Below are 18,484 nucleotides of genomic sequence, written 5' to 3' on the forward strand. Positions count from 1 at the left end.
GTTCTATCTACGAGGTGAGTAAGCCTTTGTAAACATTATTCGCTTTCTCGAATGCATTTTGCTGTTCGAGTAAGCGGGCAAGTAGACGACCATCATCTGGATCGCTAGCGAGTTCCAAGGCTTTCCTTACCGCTTTTTCAGCTAATTCACTGTCACCACTATTGTAGGCCAAGTGCGCCAACACTGAATACAGTTTGGCGTTTTCAGGATCGGCTTTAATCCAGCTTTCAATCAAGCGCATGGCAGCAAAAGGAGAAGGGTGCTTGAGTTGCTTAAATAAACTGTGGAATGCACTATGCTGAGACTTCTTAGCTAAGTCGACCAAAATAGGCTCTGCATCTTTCGACAAGCCCTGATCTATGAGCAACTGTATAAATACAATCTGATTAGCGATGTCTTTTTTCGCTGCTCTCGGCAATTCTTCCCATTTTTGACGCAGTGCGTTCGCACCGTGTTTACTCGCAATTTCTGCAAACTCGCCCTGGGTTGCTTGCTGAGCCCAAACGACATAATCGTCACCTAAGACCTTTTTATGTAATTTTAAGCGTTCTTTTACTTCATCCCATTGGCCTAGAGCTGCTAGTACTGATAACCACAGACGCGCGATAACAGCTTGGTTCTGAGCTTTGGTATCGATGCCCTCAAGTACTTCTTTAGCTTTGTCAAATTGGTGCTGTTGTACAAAATGCGCCGCTTGTTGCGCTTTGGCCGATACTGCCGAAGCTTCAAAGGTTTCAGCGATACTGAGTAAATTCTCCAGATTGTTACCGTTATTTACTTTGCGATCGATATCCGCAGCTAAAATATAGTTTGAACCACCAAATTCACCAGGAAAGGTCTTGCTTATGGCCTTTTGAGCGGATTCATAATCACCAATCGCACAAGCGTTGATTGCCTCATGAAAGGCTTTTTGTTGTTTGCGCCGGGATAAGCTACCAAACCAGTTGCGTGAACCCGTCAACATGCGCGCTAACTTTACAAGTAGCCAGCCGATAATGATCACGCCAATACTGCTGGCGAGCAGGACAATGCCGGCGCTCACTACAGTCATCTGAATGCGTAAGTCACCCATCGCAATGAAAATACGCCCTTTTTCACCAATCGCATGATGGCCAAAAAGAATCGCCGCAAATAACAGGGCAATTAAGATGATGTAAAATATCAGTTTCTTCATAAGGCACCCTCAGAAATTTTGTCGGGGTCCTGGTCAAGAGTCGGTTGGTTGCCAAATGCGCCTTTAACGCGCTCGTCGATGATATCTTTTAATGCAGACGCAGAGCTTAATTCGCGAGGATAAGTTTTAGAGACTTCGGTACCTTGAAGTTGTTGCATCACTTCAATGAATTGCTTCACGTTGTTTTCTTCTAGCTGATAATGCTCAACGACAACAGCCATCGCTTGCTGCAATGACGCTTGATAAAGGGTATTTCGTTCGCTCAGTGCAGCACTTTGAGCTTGTGCTAAGGCTAGTTTTAGTTGTTCGGTAATCAGCCATCTTTGTTTGGTGGATAAATAGGGTAGAATGGGCTCGTCACTGACATCTACCTGTATAAAATCATCAACAATCGCTGTCCAAGTCTTAGATAAATTTTCCTGCCAGTCAGCAATATCGTCACTTAGCTCTGTTGCCGCTGGATTTGGCTCGAACTCTTGAATTTTCATGGCGTTTAGGGGCAACTGATCAACTTGAGAAATCATGCCATTCAAAGCTAACGCAACGGAGTTAGTCGATACTGGACTTACTTGGTGAAGCGCCTGAATGTCATTGGCAATGAGTTTTCTTACTGGAAAAAGTGATGGATCTGCGAGGTCCGCCAGTCGAGAATCTGCCGCCTGCAACATTAACATGGCAGTGCTAACATCTTTCTCTAGCCATAACTTCCTTCCGGCCATGCGCACAAGGTAATCGGCCTCAGCAAGCAGCCAGTCGGCAGGTCGTCGCCCAGATAATTCGCTTACTTTGCGTTTTAATAAATCAGTGTCGTCAGTGTTTTGCGCCGACAAGGCAAACAATTCATTTAGCGCAGAATCAAAATTAGCGCTCTGTGCGGCCATGGAGTCTTTGATACTGCTTTGTAATGTTTCATTGGCTTGGTTTAGCTCGCGTTTCAAAGAGGCTATTTCATCGTTCGCGTTACTCACTTCAGTTTGTAGTACCGTCAACTCGTCGTTCTCGTTGCTGGCGCCCTGTTGCCAGTTGTACCAAACCCAAGCAGCGGCGGCACAAAGACCTACAATGATGAGAAAGTTCAGCAATGCTAGGAACCACAAACCACCTGTTTTTACCGTTTTCTCTTCAGCACTACTAGTATTTGTACTACGTGCGTTTGTCGTATTTGAATTCGTCACAGGAGCACGCTTACTGAGGGTTTCAGCCGACTCTTCAATCACCACAGCGTCTTCAATTCTCTGTTCATCAAGCGTGCTCTGATCGTCAACATTGGCCTCGTTCTCATTGGCTTTCGATGTGTCGTTTGTTGACTTCTGGTCAGTCATTTTGTGATCCTTTGACTTTGCGGGTTGCTGCAATCAAACATTGATCACTTGCACCCTCGCTATTGATTATGTGTTTCGCACCCAATGCCGCAAGATGAAGTTTAACGCGGTCACTGACTACTATCCATTGGATAGTATTAAGCCATTCTGGTTCAAAGTAATTATAAGCCGCATCTACAAAAGCTGCACTTGTTGCAATAATACAATGAATATCACTTTGCACAAACTCTTGTGTAAATTGCGCTTCCTGCAAGCATACCCGTTTGTACAGGTCTTGATGGACCAGTGTTATTCCCACTTTTGCTAGGCTCTGCTGGATAAGTTGCCGGCCGCCTTCACCCTTTAATAGTAGCACTTGGGAAGGCTTGATTTTGCGAGCTTGAATGGCCGCGACGACCCCTTCTGAGTTTGCTGGCACGGCTTCACTAACACGACTGAACTTACAGGCAAGTTTCTTTGCGGTGCTGGGCCCTACAGCGATAATGGGTATGTCTTTGGCAAGGTCTTGCTGTACACGTTCAACAAAGATATCTGCAGCGGCGGTGCTGGTCACAATGATCAGGTCAGCCTGGTAATCACTAAATTTGATGTCACTCGATAAGGGGACGATATCAATGAGAGCACAACCAACGGCATCTAGACCCGCCTCAGCAAATCGCGCTACTGAGGTGTCTATTTTGGTTGTCGGTCGAAGTAGTAAAAACATACTCTTTGCTCTACATTCCTATTGTCGTGAATTCATCGATTTCGTTTGCGCTGTCAGTTTGTACAATCAACGGCTGATGCAGTGCAAAAGACTAGTCACCAAGAGCGTCTAAAATCTCTCTTGCACCTTGTTCAAGTAATTTATTTGCTACTTCAGTCCCGATGTTTTCTGCATCTGCAAGCTGACCCTCTGCTGAGGCTTTCAAGATCGTTGTACCATCAGGCGTCCCCACGAGGCCGCGCAATGTGAGTGTATCATCACTTAGTACCGCGTAACTTCCGATCGGCACTTGGCATCCGCCTTCCAATCTAGCATTCATGGCTCTTTCTGCTAGCACTCTGGCGGCAGTTTGTGAGTCGTTTAGTGCTTGCAGTAAGCTAATGAGTTCAGCGTCGTCATTTCTACATTCGATACCAACTGCACCTTGACCAACCGCAGGTAAACTCACGCCGGTGTCAATCTCTTGCTTGATACGCTCACGCATTCCCAAGCGAATAAGACCAGCGGAGGCGAGGATAATGGCATCGTACTGGCCCTCATCCAATTTGGCTAAGCGGGTATTCACGTTGCCGCGAAGGTCTTTTATCACTAGATCGGAGCGAAAAGCGCGTATTTGGCATTGACGGCGTAAGCTTGATGTACCAACGACAGCGCCTAGTGGGAGAGCTTCAATGCTGTCATAATGATTCGATACGAAGGCATCGAAGGGGTTTTCGCGCTCACAGATTGCATGCAAGCCAAAGCCCTCTGGGAAAGCAACGGGTACATCCTTCATAGAGTGGACAGCAATATCGGCTTCGCCATTTTGCATCGCAATTTCAAGTTCTTTAATGAATAGGCCTTTACCCCCAATTTTCGCGAGGGGAGTGTCTAAAATGCGATCGCCTTGGGTCGACATTGGCAGTAGCTCAACATTCACATGAGGATGATGCTCTAAGAGTTTGGCTTGAACATACTTCGCTTGCCACATCGCCAAATCACTTTTTCGGGTTGCGATTCGAATCGTCCTAGTCGTTGAGTTGCTCATGTCTTACTTTGCTCCCAAGTGATCTTGAATGAACTTAGAAATGTCGACTATTTCTGGCATACACACATTGTGCTGCATAACGTACTCTTTCCAAATCACATTGTAATCGTTCTGTTTCATGGTTTGATAAGCGCTATTGCCCAGAAATAGAGGGACAACTTCATCTTGTTGACCATGCGCAAAGAATACCGGGGTGTCTTGGTTTTCAACCGATTTTTCAGTTTGTAGTGTATTCGGGGCGCACATGTAGGTGCTGAGCGCGACGATACCAGCCAAACGATGTTTGATTCGGGTGCCTAAATGCAAAGAAATGACACCACCTTGAGAAAAGCCAATTAGCATGATTTTACTCGCATCAATACCGCTGGCTATCTCCGCCTCAATTAATTTTTCGACACGCTGAGACGAATCTAGAACGCCTTCTAAATCGGCTCTAGAGTCCATATCCATCGATTTAATATCGTACCAAGCACGCATCTCCATGCCGTTATTAATGGTCACTGGCCGGATAGGCGCATGGGGGAAAACAAACTTCACACCAAGCTCGTCAGGTAGCTTCAATTCAGGTGCAATTGGCGCGAAACCATTACCTGAATCACCAAGACCGTGAAGCCATATTATCGTTGCCTTGTGCTCAGCTTTCGCAGGGATAACAACGGAAGGAAGTAATGCGTCGCTCATTCATCTAGTCCTGTAAATTCAATTTAATATCTTGGCCCGCTTGCTTACTAAGCGCTTCATCGAAGAAGCTAAAGAACTCTGCATCGGTACGCTCATCAATCCACTGACCATCTGTAAAATTGAAATGATGGCCATTAAACTTAGTCGCCACCCACAGTTGTTGCAGGGGAGGTTGTTTGTTGAGTATTATTTTGGTGTGGTTAGGCATTGTCAGAGTGAGGATGCCACCAGCACCTTCATAATCGATGTCTACTTCACACACTTCTAATGCTTCTTCTATCGCGATAAATAAGTTATCGATAAGCTCATGATAATCAGCGTCTTTCATTCTTAAGTTTTCCATTTTGCGCACTTTGTATTGTGCATATGCTACCATTGTAAATTATTGCAACACTATCAATTAGCTAAATTTCCACTATATGCCTGATATTAAAACAAATTCTTCACCGAGTGAACTAACTAAGCCACTTGGTAACCTGTTTATCGTTGCTGCTCCCTCGGGCGCCGGTAAATCGACCTTGATCAAAGCTATTTTGGCAAAGTCGCACAGCAGCAATCCAATGCAGCTTTCGGTCTCTCACACTACTCGCAAACCGCGCCCTGGCGAAACGAACGGTGTTGAATATCATTTTGTTGATCATGCCGATTTCGAGGCCATGATTGAGCAAGATGCGTTTTATGAGTATGCCGAGGTCTTCGGTAATTATTACGGTACTTCTAAAGCTGCGATCAGTGACAAATTACATCAAGGGGTCGATATTTTCCTTGATATAGATTGGCAGGGTGCAAGGCAGGTGAAGGCACTTAATCCTGATGTGATTGGCATTTATATTGTACCGCCGTCCGTTGAGGCTCTGCAGGCCAGGTTATCCGGTCGTGGGCAAGATTCGGATGAAGTTATTGCAGGGCGTATGGCGCAAGCTAGATCTGAAATTTCTCACTACAATGAATTTGATTACGTGGTGGTAAATGACGATCTAGAACAAGCACTAAAAGAGTTTGAAGCAATCGTTTTAGCAAACCGCTGTGATTTAGAAAACCAAGAAAATAGACATCAGGCACTTTTTGAGCAATTATTAGCGGGTAAATGAGCTATTTTTACTAGGCTTTAGCGAGATTATGCAGTATACTTCGCGACCTTTTTGAAAACCCTATTGATTTTTCGGAGCATTAAATGGCACGTGTAACAGTTGAAGACGCTGTAGATCAGATTGGCAACAGATTCGATTTAGTATTAGTTGCAGCGCGACGCGCTAGACAAATTGCTACAGAAGGCAAAGACCCACTTGTAGAAATGGGTAATGATAAGCCAACTGTTGTCGCTCTTCGTGAGATTGAATTAGGTCTTGTGACTGCAGACACAGTAGAGCAGTCTGACCTTCACGATGAACGTGAAAAAGAAGCTGCAGAGTTTGCTTCGGTAGCAAGTATCCTATCTGAAAACTAGGCCACTTTGCTCAAGTCTTTTTTATCGCTATCTAGGCGCTTGAAAGACGAACAAATTGATTATTTTGAAACGTCGATGAAAATCGGCGTTTTTGCGTTTGCAAAGCGCAAAAATAACCGTATTCTACATATATGACAGTCATCATTTTCATAATAAATATCTGTGTATCTTTTTGAAGGTTTAAAAACAAAAGTAAGTAAATACTTACCCACTGATCAAGTCGAGTATATTCAAGCGGCTTACGTACTTGCGCGCGATGCACACGATGGCCAAACTCGTAGCAGTGGCGACCCTTACATCACACACCCAGTCGCGGTCGCTGGCATTCTTGCAGACATGCACCTCGATTATGAAACACTCATGGCAGCCTTGCTGCATGACGTGATTGAAGATACCCACTACGATAAAGAAGATTTAAGCTTGGCGTTTGGCGAGACGGTTGCCGAGTTAGTTGAGGGCGTGAGTAAACTCGATAAGCTGCAATTTAGCAGTAAGCAAGAAGCTCAAGCTGAAAACTTTCGTAAGATGCTAATGGCAATGGTGCAAGATATCCGCGTGATTCTAATTAAGCTCGCAGACCGCACACATAATATGCGTACTTTAGGTGCTCTGCGCCCAGATAAACGTCGCCGTATCGCCTTAGAAACACTCGAGATATACTCTCCACTTGCGCACAGATTGGGTATCCACGATATTAAAAACGAGCTTGAAGACCTGGGTTTTCAAGCTATGTATCCTATGCGTCACAAAGCCTTACGATCTGCCGTTAATCAGGCACGAGGTAACCGCAAAGCCATCATCGAGAAAACGCAAAGTGAGTTAGTTCAACGTTTAGAGTCTTATAAAATCGAAGGAACCGTTCTGGGGCGTGAAAAGCACCTTTACTCTATCTATCGTAAGATGAAAAACAAAGAACTATCGTTTACCGAAGTCATGGATATTTATGCTTTTCGTATCGTGGTAAAAAGCATCGATAATTGCTATCGCATTTTGGGCGCTATGCATGGCTTGTATAAACCTATTGAGAACCGCTTCAAAGACTATATTGCGATTCCACGCTCTAATGGCTATCAGTCACTTCATACTTCGCTTGTCGGCCCTCATGGTATTCCCGTTGAAGTGCAAATTCGCACGGAAGAAATGGACCACATGGCAGATAAAGGGGTTGCGGCTCATTGGCTGTATAAAGAGGCGAACGATAAAGATACCACCGCACAGTTGCGAGCTAATCAGTGGATGCAATCCCTAGTTGAACTACAACAGCGCTCAAGCACCTCAGTCGAGTTTATCGAAAGTGTCAAATCTGATCTGTTCCCTGATGAAATTTACGTGTTCACACCGAAAGGGACTATTGTTGAATTGCCAATGGGAGCAACTGCCGTTGACTTCGCATATGCAGTCCATTCAGATGTAGGAAACACCTGTGTTGGGGCCCGCGTAGAACGTCGCAACTACTCGCTTAGTAAGCCTTTGGAAAACGGACAAACTATCGAAATCATAACTTCCCCTAGAGCGAAGCCGAATGCTAACTGGTTGAACTTTGTGGTGAGTGCAAGAGCACGCAGTAACATACGCCACTTCTTGAAGCGCCAACAGTCCGAAGACGCTATCAGCATGGGTAACCGTTTATTACGTCATGCATTAGGAACAATTAAACTCGACGAAATAGACCCGAGCGAAATTGAGCGCGTGGTAGAGGAAACCAAATATGAAAGCTTCGATGACCTGCTTGCAAATATTGGTATGGGTAATGAGTTGTCGGCAATTGTAGCAAGACGCTTAGTGGGAGAGACAACTGAAATCCCTGAGAAAAAATCAAACGTGGCGATTCGCGGTACGGAAGGCCTATTAGTTCATTTCTCGCGTTGCTGTCATCCTATACCCGATGACGAAGTGGTAGCCATACTGTCTCCTGGGCGCGGCATCGTGATCCACCAAACGGGTTGTACTAACATTCGTAAGTTGAGCAAAGAAGAGCCGCAACGTGTGTTGCCAATGGAGTGGGACGAAGATCCACAAGGCGACTTCAAAGCGTCATTGCGTCTTGAGCTCTTCAATCACCAGGGTACATTGGCTGCACTAACAAGCACCATTGCAAGCAGTGACTCAAGCATTATCAATCTACAAACTGAAGAACGTGAAAATAGCGTTTATCTAATCGATATCGAGCTGACCACTAAGAATCGCGTACATCTTGCCAATATTATGCGCAAGATCAGGGCAATGCCTGAGCTTCAGAAAGTATCGCGCCATAGTCAGTACAAACAACAATAAAATTTTAAGGATTACACATGTCAAAGTCTATTATTCAGACCGATGATGCGCCTGCGGCGATCGGCACATACAGTCAAGCCGTGAAAGCGGGATCTACCGTTTACTTATCAGGACAAATACCCCTCGTCCCTAGCACGATGACTATGGTGTCGGATGATTTTTCAGAGCAAGCTGTACAAGTTTTTGAGAACTTAAAAGCGGTTTGTGCAGCAGCGGGCGGTGACATGTCACACTTGGTAAAAGTGAACATTTTCCTGATCGACTTAGGGCATTTCGCTACTGTAAATGAAATTATGGCAAAGTACTTTAGTCAGCCGTACCCAGCGCGCGCAGCTATTGGTGTATCGCAATTACCAAAAGACGCTCAAATTGAAATTGACGGTGTGATGGTGCTGCCAGAATAGCCTTTTCGTAATTGCAGATAGAGTGTTATCGCTATGAATCAAAGCATGTCGCCCGAGCGCTATCAGCGTATCCGAGCTTTGCTCAAAACCCGCCAGCCAGACCTGACCGTGTGTTTGGAAGAAGTGACGAAACCGCATAACGTCTCAGCGGTAATCCGCACCTGTGATGCGGTTGGTGTTCACCAAATCCACGCGGTCTGGGACCAATCTGAAAACTTGCGCAAAGGCACCGCCATGGGCAGTCAGATTTGGGTAAAAACCAAACCTCACAATACGATTGCTGAAGCTGTCGGTGAACTGAAAGCGCAAAACATGCAAGTTTTGGTAACACATTTGGATGATAGTGCCTGTGATTTTCGAGAAATCGACTATACCAAGCCGACGGCCGTGCTATTGGGCCAGGAAAAGACCGGCGCAACCGATGAGGCGATAGCCTTAGCTGATCAATCTATTATTGTGCCGATGGTAGGCATGGTGCAGTCATTGAATGTGAGTGTTGCTGCAGCCGTTGTAATGTATGAAGCTCAGCGTCAGCGCGAACTCGCAGGTATGTACCAAGCTGCAAGATTAAGTGAACAAGAGTGCCAGGACATACTATTTGAGGGCGGTTTTCCGATCTTGTTTAAAGAGTGTGTTCGTCGTAATTTACCTTTTCCTCATATTGACGACCAAGGCATGATCCAAGCGGATGCTGATTGGTGGTCTGCCCTGCAGTTTTCAAAATAAATTCGTACTGACGAAATTTTATTTCTTTCCATCGGGTCTAGTGGTGTGAATAACTTCACGCCGCTAGATTGACATGCTAGTTTGGCATCAATGTACTGTATTTTTAATGATGTACCCCAAGGAATTAAAATGAAAAAATGGTTTTTAGCTGCTGCACTGGCAGTGTCAGCTTTAGTCTCAACTTCAGCTATGGCATTAGATCGAACTGTCATCGCAGAAAAAGCAGAAGATGTTACTCCTCTACTCATCGGTTCAACAGCACCCAACGTGACTGTTAACACCGCAGATGGGTCACCAGTCAGCTTTAAAGCCCTATATATGCAAAAGCCAACTGTGGTTATTTTTTACCGTGGTGGATGGTGTCCTTACTGCAGCCGTCAGCTTGCAGAATTAAAGACCATTGAGAAAGATTTAGTTGATGCTGGCTATCAAGTATTAGCAATTTCGCCCGAATCACCGGCTCGCTTACAAGAACAGAAGCTAGAAACTGAGTTTGCAGTGACACTGCTCTCTGATGAAAGCTTGTCTGCTATTCGTGGCTTTGGTGTTGGCTTTTACGTGCCGAATGACACTCGTAAGTTGTATAAAGATCGAATGAACGTTGACCTTACTGCAGATACGACTGATAAAGCCGTATTGCCAGCGCCAGCAATTTTCATTTTAGATGAGGCAGGTAAAGTACAATTTACCTATGTAAACCCAGATTACAGCGTTCGCCCATCTGCTGAGTTGGTATTGGCGGCTGCAAAACTAGTCAAGCCAAAAGCATAATGTGCAAGAAGCGCTAAGCTCAGCTTAGCGCTTCTTTGCTTTCTGTCTATTCCCAGGCATTTTTGAATTCTTCAGACTCAGTATAAAGCTGATATTCATCTACTGTAGCAATGGTTTCGCTTGTGATCCCGGCATCAAAAACTAGGTTAATGCGTTGCAATATATCGGTTAGCGATGCGAAGTCACCCTGAAGATTATAAAAAGTAGCTAAGTTCCAATAGCCACCGTCAAATTCAGGTTCGCTTTTAATCGCCAATTTCGACATTTCAATCGCTTTGTCCAATTTGTTCTGCAAAGAATAGATGGTTGATTTTAGGTTTAATAGAGCAGCATCGTTAGCTCCCCAAAATGCCATTGCCATGTCTGCTCCACGAAGAGCAGAGTCCAGATCATTGTTCATAAAATGGTAATCGATGAGCATGAACGCAGTTGATTCGTTATCACCATGATACTTGTTCAAATTGGACAACTGTTTCATGTATTCTGTGTCGTTGAGTTGCTGTGCAAACACAATCCCCATGTCTATCACGAAACGACTCTTTAACAGCTCTTCAGGTAACTTGTTTAGGCTTTCGTATGCTTTTTCTGGATCCCCTTCACGATGGTGAGCAATCATCTTTTGGAAGTTTTCCAATACCTGATTGTCTAAAGAATCTCCGCTCATCATTCTGGCTAGGAAACTGCGCTTACTGCCCACAAACATGCGTGCCGCATTTGCTGAAATTCGACTGGTTAAATTTGCTTTAGAGCCAAAGTAGAAGTCTTCAATAAGTTGGTTTTCATTAATAAATAACAAAACAAATTCGTGTCCGCCTTCTTCAAAGTCGATTCGAATGAGTGGCCTAGCACCAAACTCTTCGGTTTCGATTGTGCGTTTAAAATTGTAATAGGTGACTTCATTAGGAGATATGTTTAGAAAGCTGTTGACGAGTGATTCTGGAGTCGCGCTTTGTAAGAAACCTTTCATGAAACCTGTTTTCATCGCTGGCGTAAGGTCAAGTTCCTCAGTCACCAATTTAGCAAGGCTATTCACATCTAAGTATTGCTTGGCGCGCTCAATATCGCCGCTGTTTAATGCGTTTGCGAATTCACTTGCTATTCTTTCCCCGAGTTCTACTGGCGTTTCTTCTAATATACTGGCGAGTTCACTTTCGGCATATGCATTCTGGCTAAATGACATGACAGCAAAGAAAAGCGCGAGACCGATACTGCGCAAGCGCAAGCTCGCATTCTTGAAATACATCATTATCCTTATTCCTTTGCAAAGCTGTTTCTTGCGGCAGCTTCCTTAAATTCTTCTGAGCTAGGGTAATTCGCAACGGCACCACTTTCGGCTACCATTTGAGGTGTTAATTCTGGATTAAATCGTTTTTTAACTTCAGCAAATGTTTCTGTTAAACCGCTGAAATCTTGAGTTAGATCTTGTAACGCGACGAGTGTCCAATATGAATCTTCAAACTCAGGCTCTAGTTGAACTGCTTTTTTGGCTGCGCCAATTGCCGCGTTTAGGTCGTCCAATAGGAAGTACATATTTGCCTTTAGGTTATACAAGGCAGCATCCTCACCCCAAAACGCCATTGCTTGCTCGACACTTCGCATGGCAGCTTCATTTTGTTCTACCGTCACGTGGTAATCTACCAACATAAATGAGGTACTTGGGTCGTCGCCATAGTATTTATTCAACTTAGACAGTGCATCAATGTATTCAGCTTCCCCTACATTTTGTGCAATCAGCACTTCAAAATCGATGAGTGAGCGGCTCGAGCGCATTGTTTCTGGGAGGGTGCTTAATATGTCTAATACTTCTTGAAAGCGACCTTGTTGACGCAAAGCTAACATCTTTTGAAAGCTTTCAATTGCCTTTTCGGCATCGTCATCTTCTTTCAATAGGCGGGCCACAAAACGGTTCTGGGCAGGCAATATCATCTGTGTTGTACTTGCGACCGATTTACTTGTTAAATTGCCTTTCGTTGCATAAAACAAGTCGATGATTTTATTGTCCGCATCGAAGAATATAAGCATAAACTCATGGCCACCACTCAAATAATCCAGTCGAATGAGAGGGCGAACACCGAATAAATCTGTTTTAACGAGGCCCTTATAATCAAAGTTGGCTGGTGAATTAGGAGGTAAGATGAATGACGATTGAGCAAAGGTTCTGGCGAATGCTGGGGTTTTGTATTGCTGTGCCAGAGCGTTTTTTATATTCCGTTCGGTTTCCATTTGTGCCAGAACTAAATCGCCGAAAGCGGACATGTCAAAGAAGTTGGCAATGGTATCCACATCTTGACTATTAAGCGCCGCAGCGAATGCTTTCGCCACTTCAATCTGTTCTGGACTGACTTGACTTGGCTTTGTTGAATGGACAGTTTCCTCAGCCGTAACGTGAGTGCTCAAAAATAGGGCGGTAATGATTAATAGTAAAGGGGTAAGTAGTCTCTTGTATCGACTACCTTTTGATAGTGTTAATTCCATCTAATGCAACTCCAATAATGCCTGCAGTGGATTTTGATATTACGCGTTGAGCTAAGTTTTCTCAACCTGAATCATTGAACAGCTAGCATATTGGCGACGGTCTGGTAAAGTTTAGGGTACAAACACGGACTAAAAGAAACGTCGCATATGAAGTCACTGGCTGACACGCCGGTTACGACCTTAAAAGGGGTTGGAGCAAAGGTTGCAGAAAAGCTGAAAAAGTTGAATCTTGTTACCTTACAGGATGTCATTTTTCACCTTCCAGCACGCTATGAAGATCGCACTCGCATTTATCCTATTGCTGATTTGCATGCTTATCTACACGTCTCTATTCAAGGCGAAATCATGTCTGCTGACATTCAGTACGGACGTCGACGAATGCTGCTAGTGAAAGTAAGTGACGGAACCGCTTCAATTACGCTTCGCTTCTTTCATTTTTCCGCTGCACAAACCAAGTCACTCGCCATCGGCACAACCATCAGAGCGTTCGGAGAGGTTCGTACTGGCAAGAGTCAACTCGAAATGATGCACCCTGAATACAAGCTCATTGATGAAAATGAGGATGCGGCACTCGAGGACTCACTAACACCAGTATATCCGACTACTGAAGGCGTTAAACAACTCACTCTACGTAGCCTGACTGAACAAGCACTCAAACAGTTAGATAAGGGTGCGCTAGTCGAATTATTACCTAAAGGTTTGTATGAGAATCAAGTGTCATTGACCGAGGCATTGCATCTGGTTCATCGTCCGCCAGCCGACGTTATTATTGAAGATCTTGATGAGGGGCGACATCCAGCACAAAAGCGCTTAGTAATAGAAGAGCTACTCGCCCATCATCTCAGTATGTTGAAAGTTCGCTCGCAGTCTAAAGCCGATCCGGGCATAGCTATTCCAATTGACGAAGCCCTTAAGCAAAAATTCTTATCGACACTACCGTTTCAACCTACCGGAGCGCAGTCGCGTGTGGTTGAAGAAATAGAACAAAACTTACAAGAGTCACAACCCATGATGCGCTTAGTTCAAGGTGATGTTGGCTCTGGAAAAACCTTGGTTGCAGCATTGAGTGCCTTATCGACTATTAGCGCAGGCTATCAAGTGGCCTTAATGGCACCTACCGAGCTGCTCGCTGAACAGCACGCGAATAACTTTAGTGATTGGCTCACACCATTGGGTATTAGAGTAGGATGGTTGGCCGGTAAGCTAAAAGGCAAAGCCCGAACTGAAACTTTAGAGAAACTAGCAACAGGTGATATTGATATTCTCGTAGGTACTCATGCTATTTTCCAGGAACAAGTAGATTATAAAAACTTGGCGCTAGTGATTGTGGATGAGCAACATCGTTTTGGCGTTCATCAGCGCCTCGCTTTGCGCAAGAAAGGTGAAGTGTTGGGTAAGTATCCCCACCAGTTGATCATGACCGCAACGCCCATTCCAAGAACTTTAGCCATGACGGCATATGCTGATCTTGATACATCTATCATTGATGAACTGCCACCGGGTAGAACACCGGTGACCACCGTGGTATTGCCCGACACTCGTCGCGGTGATGTGATTGAACGGGTAAGACAAGCTGCTATTGATAATAAACGCCAAACGTACTGGGTCTGTACCTTAATAGATGAATCAGAAGTGCTGCAATGTCAGGCTGCAGAAGATGCGGCAATAGCGCTCCGAACAGCCCTACCTGAACTTAAAGTTGGTTTAGTGCACGGGCGGCTGAAGTCAGCCGAAAAACAAGCGATTATGGATGAGTTTAAACAAGGCGAACTCGACCTCTTGGTCGCAACTACTGTCATCGAAGTGGGTGTTGACGTGCCCAACGCAAGTTTAATGATTATTGAAAACCCAGAGCGTTTGGGTTTGGCCCAACTGCATCAATTGCGAGGTAGAGTGGGTCGAGGCTCTGTCGAAAGTCATTGTGTTTTGATGTATTCCAGCCCTTTGTCAAAAACAGCCAGTAAACGACTAGGCGTATTGCGAGAATCTCACGATGGCTTCTATATTGCCGAAAAAGATTTAGAAATTCGCGGGCCCGGTGAGCTTTTAGGGACAAAACAAACGGGTATTGCCGACCTTAAAATAGCTGATCTAATACGTGACGCGGCGCTGATACCAGATGTGAAAAATATGGCAGATTACGTGTGGCGAGAATATCCAAGTAATTCCCAAGCCTTGATCAACCGTTGGTTAGCGTACAAAGAAGAGTATGGAAATGCGTAAGGAAAGTACTTCAGAGGCGCCTCAAAATGATAAAAATAAAGGTATAGGAATAGTTATTCTTGTTGAAGACAAAGACCGAATCGAGCCAAGTGAGGACGCAAAAGCCTTATCGACTGAAACCGGTTTTCCAATAGTGACTCAAGCTGCTGTAACAAGAGCCACATCTCCTAAAAAGGGCGCGAAGCGAGATAAAAGAACAACGACGACGCCATTTCTTTCAGCAGATGCCCTATGGCAGTTAGTCTATACCGCTGAGGGTTTGTCCTTGCGCTTGAGTAACGAACCTAGCTGGGGAGATATTCGTGTTGATTTTGCATCTGCCGCACTAAACTACCGCAAGCTTCATGGCGGCGGGCGCAATGAAGCAATAGCCAAAGCGATAGGAATTAAAGGTAAAACATCATTGTCGGTAATCGATTGTACTGCAGGTATGGGAAACGATAGCTTTGTGATGGCTTCGGTTGGTGCTGAAGTGACGATGCTTGAACGGAGCCCAGTGATCGCCGCTTTACTGGAAGATGCCCTTAAACGAGCACAAGATATTCCAGAGCTTGCGGAACGCTTGAGTCTAGTCAAATCGGATGCTTACGATTACATTGCAAAGCATACATCAGGCGCCGAGAAAGCCCTAGCAGATGTGATTTACCTTGATCCAATGTTCCCACATAAAAAGAAATCGGCACTGGTGAAAAAGGAAATGCGCGCTTTTCAGCAATTGTTAGGCGCCGATATGGATAGCACTGAACTTCTAGAACTGGCGCTCAAGCATGCCGGTAGTCGCGTTGTCGTCAAAAGACCCAGTTATGCAGAGCCTATAGCCTTGCAAAGTGGCCGTAAGCCGGATACTGAGATTACCTCTAAGAAACATAGATTTGATGTGTATATTCAGCACTGATAGGTTACACTTTTGCACCTTCAGCACGTAGCATGTGCGTTAGTGAAACCTGTAAATTAAGCAGTTCAAACTATTATAAGACTCAAGCCAGTTTGGCGGGAGTTGTGTTCACAATAAAAAACGGAGATCCCATGATTGAAGTCGGCGGTACTTTACCAGAAGCAGTATTTAGTGTGTTACAAAATGGCGAAATGAAAAACCCTAATACTGGCACCCTATTCAGTGACAAAAAAGTGGTCGTGTTTGCCGTTCCAGGTGCGTTTACACCTACGTGTTCAGCTGCCCATTTACCCGGTTTTGTTACACTAGCTGATAAAATTAAAGCGAAGGGTGTAGATGAAATCATTTGCATTTCAGTGAATGATGCCTTTGTAATGGATGCATGGGGAAAATCTCACAACGCCAGTGAATTAACCATGCTAGCCGATGGAAATGGTGCGTTTACTCAATCGATTGGTTTAGACATGGACACAGATGCCTTTGGTGGTGTTCGTTCTATTCGCTACAGCATGATTGTAGACGATGGTGTAGTGAGTGTGTTGAATGTAGAAGAGCCAGGTCAATTTGAAGTCAGTGACGCCGAAACTATTCTGAAACAACTGTAAGATAAAGGTTATCCCATCAATTTAGAACTTAAAATTCCACCCGCAATCGTCTTTCTGGTTGCTTGTGTGGCGTGCTATTACACGCCTGATATATTGCCTTACTCTTTAGTACTTGGCGACAGCACAATGATGGTCTCTCGGATGCTGTTCGCTATGGCGATTGTTATTGGCGTAATGGGTCTACTTACCTTTAAAAAAGCCAGCACTACTGTCGATCCGGTGAATATCGATAAAGCTTCCAACTTGGTTACTGACGGTATTTTCCAGTTTACGAGAAATCCAATGTATGTCGCGATGGCACTAGGTATTATTTCTGTAGGTATGCGATTTGACTCTGTTCTAAACTTGGCTTGGTTAATCGCCTACATTTTGTTTATTACGCGTTTTCAAATTGCGCCCGAAGAGCGCGCGTTGTTGAAAATTTTTGGCGAACCTTACGCCGAGTATATGCAAAAAGTGAGACGGTGGATTTAAACCTGTGATCAAAACTGATGTTATTGTAATTGGAGCGGGCGCTGCCGGGCTTTTTTGTGCAACTGAAGCGGGTAAGCGCGGACGCTCGGCAATTGTATTCGACCATGCCAAGCGCTTGGGCGGTAAAATATTAATGAGCGGCGGTGGACGCTGTAACTTCACCAACATGTATGCTTCGCACGAGAACTTTATTTGCGAGAACCCTCATTTTTGCAAGTCAGCTTTGAGCCAATATACCCAATGGGACTTTATTTCATTGGTGAACGAATACGGCATTAAATATCATGAAAAAACACTGGGCCAGCTTTTTTGTGATGATACTGCAAAAGACATCGTAGATATGCTTTTGGCTGAGTGCAAAAAAGCCAATGTAAGCATTAAGAATCGCACTGAAATCCTCGATGTGAAGAGCTTAAGAGGCGTAGAGAGTGATAGCTCAGGGAAGCCTATAGGCCAGTCGATGCGTTATTTAGTTAATACTAGCCAAGGTGAATTTGCATGTGAATCTTTGGTGATCGCCACTGGTGGTTTAAGTATGCCAAAGCTTGGCGCAACGCCATTTGGTTACCGAGTAGCAGAGCAGTTTAATATTCCTATCATTCCAACCAAAGCGGCGCTGGTGCCTTTCACTCTGCATGAACAAGACAAGCAAGTTATTGGCGAATTAAGTGGCATTTCTGTAGATGCCAATGCGCAATGCAACGATATGAATTTTAATGAGAATATTTTGTTCACTCATCGTGGCTTGAGCGGCCCTGCTGTGCTTCAAATTTCGAGCTATTGGGAGCCAGGTCAAGCAGTAGAGTTTGATTTGTTTCCGAATGGAGATTTACATCAAGATTTAATCGAGCAGCAAAGCCAAACACCAGATGCACATCTATCAACCGCGCTAGCAAAACATTATTCCAAACGTTTCGTTCAGGCGGCACTACCATACTTTAACGTCGCCAATAAGCCACTAAAACAGTATAACCCCAAAGAGCTTCAATCTGCGGCCGAGGCCTTTAGTCAGTGGCAAATAAAACCTAATGGTACCGAAGGCTACCGCACTGCCGAAGTAACTCTAGGCGGCGTCAATACGGATTATGTCTCTTCAAAAACGATGGAAGTGAAGAATCAAGAAGGCTTATTCTTCATCGGTGAAGTACTTGATGTTACCGGTTGGTTAGGTGGTTACAACTTTCAATGGGCATGGTCTAGCGGCTGGGTTGCAGGGCAGGTGGTTTGATAGTGTGCAATGATGATATAGTTTGCACACTTCCCTCTAAGCTTGCACAGTA

At 44.7% G+C, this 18,484-nt stretch carries 19 protein-coding genes; 11 read left to right on the top strand and 8 right to left on the bottom strand.

The features are described from left to right. Window positions 1–7 precede the first annotated feature (7 nt). The 6 genes from RM544_RS05980 to cyaY all read right to left on the bottom strand — a co-directional run bounded on the left by RM544_RS05980 (window position 8) and on the right by cyaY (window position 5,238). Window positions 8–1,174 carry a heme biosynthesis HemY N-terminal domain-containing protein gene (locus RM544_RS05980; protein WP_311360862.1) on the bottom strand — a complete coding sequence of 389 codons (1,167 nt, stop codon included), beginning with the start codon at window positions 1,172–1,174 and terminating at the stop codon, window positions 8–10. After that, window positions 1,171–2,496, bottom strand: coding sequence for a uroporphyrinogen-III C-methyltransferase (locus RM544_RS05985; protein ID WP_311360863.1), 1,326 nt, complete (start codon window positions 2,494–2,496; stop codon window positions 1,171–1,173). Before RM544_RS05985 ends, RM544_RS05980 begins: the two co-directional genes overlap by 4 nt. Continuing rightward, window positions 2,489–3,202, bottom strand: coding sequence for a uroporphyrinogen-III synthase (locus RM544_RS05990; protein WP_311360864.1), 714 nt, complete (start codon window positions 3,200–3,202; stop codon window positions 2,489–2,491). The genes RM544_RS05985 and RM544_RS05990 overlap by 8 nt, the downstream gene beginning before the upstream one ends. 91 nt (window positions 3,203–3,293) lie before the next feature. Next, entirely contained in the window at window positions 3,294–4,229 is a 936-nt protein-coding gene (gene hemC / locus RM544_RS05995) for a hydroxymethylbilane synthase (RefSeq protein ID WP_311360865.1), read from the bottom strand. Between the two features lie 3 nt (window positions 4,230–4,232). Continuing rightward, window positions 4,233–4,910, bottom strand: coding sequence for an alpha/beta hydrolase (locus RM544_RS06000; protein WP_311360866.1), 678 nt, complete (start codon window positions 4,908–4,910; stop codon window positions 4,233–4,235). Between the two features lie 4 nt (window positions 4,911–4,914). Continuing rightward, window positions 4,915–5,238: an iron donor protein CyaY gene (gene cyaY / locus RM544_RS06005; protein ID WP_311361343.1), complete on the bottom strand. Its 324-nt coding sequence runs from the start codon at window positions 5,236–5,238 to the stop codon at window positions 4,915–4,917. Window positions 5,239–5,329: 91 nt separating this feature from the next. Between cyaY and gmk the strand changes: the two genes are divergently transcribed. The 6 genes from gmk to RM544_RS06035 all read left to right on the top strand — a co-directional run bounded on the left by gmk (window position 5,330) and on the right by RM544_RS06035 (window position 10,532). Then, complete coding sequence (gene gmk / locus RM544_RS06010; protein ID WP_311360867.1) at window positions 5,330–6,001, top strand: guanylate kinase; 672 nt, start codon at window positions 5,330–5,332, stop codon at window positions 5,999–6,001. 83 nt (window positions 6,002–6,084) lie between these two features. Further along, complete coding sequence (gene rpoZ, locus RM544_RS06015) at window positions 6,085–6,357, top strand: DNA-directed RNA polymerase subunit omega (RefSeq protein WP_311360868.1); 273 nt, start codon at window positions 6,085–6,087, stop codon at window positions 6,355–6,357. Window positions 6,358–6,519: 162 nt separating this feature from the next. Next, window positions 6,520–8,631: a bifunctional GTP diphosphokinase/guanosine-3',5'-bis pyrophosphate 3'-pyrophosphohydrolase gene (spoT, locus tag RM544_RS06020; RefSeq protein ID WP_311360869.1), complete on the top strand. Its 2,112-nt coding sequence runs from the start codon at window positions 6,520–6,522 to the stop codon at window positions 8,629–8,631. 17 nt (window positions 8,632–8,648) lie between these two features. After that, the gene (locus RM544_RS06025; RefSeq protein WP_311360870.1) at window positions 8,649–9,035 is read left to right on the top strand and encodes a RidA family protein; all 387 of its coding nucleotides are present in this window, start codon (window positions 8,649–8,651) and stop codon (window positions 9,033–9,035) included. Between the two features lie 45 nt (window positions 9,036–9,080). Further along, window positions 9,081–9,761 carry a tRNA (guanosine(18)-2'-O)-methyltransferase TrmH gene (gene trmH / locus RM544_RS06030; RefSeq protein WP_311361344.1) on the top strand — a complete coding sequence of 227 codons (681 nt, stop codon included), beginning with the start codon at window positions 9,081–9,083 and terminating at the stop codon, window positions 9,759–9,761. A gap of 129 nt (window positions 9,762–9,890) precedes the next feature. After that, window positions 9,891–10,532 carry a peroxiredoxin-like family protein gene (locus tag RM544_RS06035; RefSeq protein WP_311360871.1) on the top strand — a complete coding sequence of 214 codons (642 nt, stop codon included), beginning with the start codon at window positions 9,891–9,893 and terminating at the stop codon, window positions 10,530–10,532. 46 nt (window positions 10,533–10,578) lie between these two features. Here the strand turns inward: RM544_RS06035 and RM544_RS06040 are convergent, their stop codons facing one another. Together RM544_RS06040 and RM544_RS06045 are read right to left on the bottom strand one after the other, a co-directional pair. Further along, complete coding sequence (locus RM544_RS06040; protein WP_311360872.1) at window positions 10,579–11,778, bottom strand: tetratricopeptide repeat protein; 1,200 nt, start codon at window positions 11,776–11,778, stop codon at window positions 10,579–10,581. Between the two features lie 5 nt (window positions 11,779–11,783). Next, window positions 11,784–13,007, bottom strand: a complete 1,224-nt coding sequence (locus RM544_RS06045) for a tetratricopeptide repeat protein (RefSeq protein WP_311360873.1) — start codon at window positions 13,005–13,007, stop codon at window positions 11,784–11,786. Window positions 13,008–13,154: 147 nt separating this feature from the next. On the opposite strand from RM544_RS06045, the gene recG reads away from it, so the two are divergent. From recG to RM544_RS06070, 5 genes are all read left to right on the top strand, one after another. After that, a complete protein-coding gene (gene recG, locus RM544_RS06050) occupies window positions 13,155–15,230 on the top strand; it encodes an ATP-dependent DNA helicase RecG (RefSeq protein ID WP_311360874.1) in 2,076 nt (691 codons plus the stop codon). Continuing rightward, window positions 15,217–16,125, top strand: a complete 909-nt coding sequence (locus RM544_RS06055; protein WP_311360875.1) for a class I SAM-dependent methyltransferase — start codon at window positions 15,217–15,219, stop codon at window positions 16,123–16,125. Before recG ends, RM544_RS06055 begins: the two co-directional genes overlap by 14 nt. 131 nt (window positions 16,126–16,256) lie before the next feature. Continuing rightward, on the top strand, window positions 16,257–16,730 hold the full coding sequence (locus RM544_RS06060; RefSeq protein WP_311360876.1) for a peroxiredoxin: 474 nt from the start codon (window positions 16,257–16,259) through the stop codon (window positions 16,728–16,730). A gap of 66 nt (window positions 16,731–16,796) precedes the next feature. Then, window positions 16,797–17,204 carry a methyltransferase family protein gene (locus tag RM544_RS06065; RefSeq protein ID WP_311360877.1) on the top strand — a complete coding sequence of 136 codons (408 nt, stop codon included), beginning with the start codon at window positions 16,797–16,799 and terminating at the stop codon, window positions 17,202–17,204. A 4-nt stretch (window positions 17,205–17,208) separates the two neighbouring features. Continuing rightward, entirely contained in the window at window positions 17,209–18,432 is a 1,224-nt protein-coding gene (locus RM544_RS06070) for a BaiN/RdsA family NAD(P)/FAD-dependent oxidoreductase (RefSeq protein WP_311360878.1), read from the top strand. The last annotated feature ends 52 nt before the right edge of the window (window positions 18,433–18,484 follow it).

Origin of the sequence: Brumicola blandensis, assembly GCF_031846165.1 — a bacterium.
GTDB lineage: Bacteria > Pseudomonadota > Gammaproteobacteria > Enterobacterales > Alteromonadaceae > Glaciecola > Glaciecola blandensis.